The sequence below is a fragment of the Methanobrevibacter sp. genome (genome assembly GCF_045220775.1).
GTDB lineage: Archaea > Methanobacteriota > Methanobacteria > Methanobacteriales > Methanobacteriaceae > Methanocatella.
The window spans coordinates 1-1,994 of sequence record NZ_JBGUWC010000091.1; the positions used below are offsets into that span (position 1 = coordinate 1).

The 1,994-nt window shown below is 33.2% G+C and carries 1 protein-coding gene; it reads left to right on the plus strand.

Translation table 11 applies throughout. The features are described 5' to 3' along the window. Positions 1-240: 240 nt before the first annotated feature. Positions 241-1,911, plus strand: coding sequence for an NACHT domain-containing protein (locus tag ACJROP_RS05555; RefSeq protein WP_406534493.1), 1,671 nt, complete (start codon positions 241-243; stop codon positions 1,909-1,911). The last annotated feature ends 83 nt before the right edge of the window (positions 1,912-1,994 follow it).

A 1,994-nucleotide genomic window follows, 5' to 3' on the forward strand; every position in this document is an offset into this window, starting at 1 on the left:
TCATATTGATACCATTATACCTCAATCATTCTCGATATGAAAGTATGAATTTGATTTTTTGCTAAATGTTTTCAGTTGAGAGTATATTTTCTATATTATATCATATCCATAGTACAAAATTCTACCGCATATTTTTAAGTAATTTATATGATGAAAAAGGTTATAAATTTTAACAAAAAGTATATTATTTTGTAGAAATATGTGGTATAATTATAGAAAACAGATGAAAAGGGGATTTTTATGCAACAGAGAAATTTAATTCCGCCTAAGAATGACTCTGATTTTGAAGAAATAATGAAAATATATGCCCGACTGGAATGGAATAAAAACTTTGTTCTGTGCGGACGAAGAGGACAGTTGCAAAACGGAATCGATATTTGGGATTTACAGGACAGTGACAGGGTTATACAGTGCAAGAACTATTCAGCAGATAGAGCAGATAGGTTTTTGGAAGAAATAAAGGGAGATTATAGTAAGGCTGTTAAAAATTATTCAAATATCAAGTATTTTGTTGCGGCAACGACAATTCCCGATGATGTTAGAATTCAGAAGTTTATTGCCAACATGAATGAGGAAAATCGCCAAAATTTCGTTCCAATTACAGTGGAGTTGCTGTCGTGGAATGATATAAGCGATTTTATTACCAAACATAGCAAAGCATTTCAAAATGAAGGCTTTTATACGAATATAAGGTTTCCTATAGGAGAAGAAGATGTCCACACCGACAACGCAAAATATGCCGAAGGTTTCCGTGAACCATTGTTTTTGCATAAGAATGACAGCAAGGTAAATCTCTGCAATCTGTTTGTAATGCCGAAATATAAGGAAAATGAATATGACGATCCAAAAACAGACCTTGAAGATAAACTTTCCGCTTTTGTGAAAAGCGATAATTGTTTTTTATTCATAGAGGGCGATGCAGGCTGTGGAAAAAGTACGCTTGTAAGTTGGATGAATTATCATTTGCAAAATAATGACGATACCGCAAAAAATATTTTTGGTGACAGACAGGTCATTACCATTCGTCTGCGTGATTTGGACAGAGATGTGATAAAATCAAAACAAGGTTTGATAGATTCCATTTTGAAACATATGAAACTTGAAACTTGTGACGATATGGAGGAACGATTTTCTAAGGCTGTAATGATACTTGACGGTTTTGATGAATTATGTATGATAGAAAATATCGAAAATTATAATGAATTGATAGAGGAATTGGCGGAAATCGAGTTAGACGGCTATCAATACATAATAACCTCACGTCCTCATTACATAAAAAAAGAGATAGATAGCTCGTGTGAATTTATCACCCTACAGCATTTTGATAAAGATAAAAGAACGCAATGGATAGAGCATTATACTTCTCCTGAATTTTGTAATCAGCCCTTGAATGATGAAATAAAAAAGTATATCGTCAGTATCAGTGATGATACCGATTCTGCGATATGCGATACACCCATGACATTGTATATGCTTGCAGCAAAAGATATCAGTATCGACCTTACTAAAAACAGTTGGTCATTGTATCACCAAATCTTTTATAATGAATTGATGGACACGGATTATAACAAGATGTTTGGCAGAAAATATAAGCATAAGATACACAGATACAAGGAGATTTTTTACAAAGTCACAGAAGAAATTGCCTACCAAATGTATCTTTCAAACAATAATCAGTTTTATGTGTCATCAGGTGAATTGAGGGAAATTATAAAAAAATTACTTGACAACGATACAAGGCTGACAAATAAAAGGATAAATTATCTGATAGAGCAGTGTTATGCCCTGTGCAATTACTGGAAAGAAACAGGTGACGGTGTGGTAGAGTTCTATCACAATATTATCCGTGACTTTTTCCTTTGCGAGAAAATATACAGGGAACTCAATGCTATTTATGCCGATTACCAATAAATCCCTACTTGCACAGTGTTGCTAACAAATTTATAATATCTTGTAAGAACAGCTTACAAGGAGAACGAATATGAAAAGGAAAT

Coding starts and splice junctions, on each gene's coding strand:
- ACJROP_RS05555 (WP_406534493.1), top strand. CDS start 241: ATGCAACAGAGAAATTTAATTCCGCCTAAGAATGACTCTGATTTTGAA.